1 pseudogene is annotated in these 384 nt (G+C 70.8%); it reads left to right on the forward strand.

The features are described 5' to 3' along the window. Positions 1–181, forward strand: a pseudogene (locus ELR45_RS34800) (hypothetical protein); the annotation flags it as partial. Positions 182–384: the final 203 nt, after the last annotated feature.

A 384-nucleotide genomic window follows, 5' to 3' on the forward strand; every position in this document is an offset into this window, starting at 1 on the left:
CGGCGTCGGCGTGCGGGAGGCCGTGTTCGTCGCGGCGGCGACCAGCCTGAGCTCCTCGGGTGTGGCGGCTGCGGTGGCGGTGACCGCACGGGTGATCTTCATCGTGGTCGACCTGGTCAGCGCCGGTATCTCGACGCTACTGGCGCGCCGCCTGGGACGAGACACCGAGCGCGCCGGGTAGACCTGCATACCCGGGGCGCCACTGGGTGGTGATCGTTTGGCCTGACCAGCTGATCCCCGTACGCGACGGATCGCGTACGGGGATCAGCGCCAGGTCAGCTCGGGACGTCGCTCGTGACCACCTCTGCGGGCTTCGGAGGAGTAAGCACCGCCGCGACGACGGCTCCGACTCCGGCGGCGACGGCAGCGACGACGAAGCCGTTG

This window comes from Phytoactinopolyspora endophytica (genome assembly GCF_004138495.1).
In the GTDB taxonomy this organism is placed as follows: domain Bacteria; phylum Actinomycetota; class Actinomycetes; order Jiangellales; family Jiangellaceae; genus Phytoactinopolyspora; species Phytoactinopolyspora endophytica.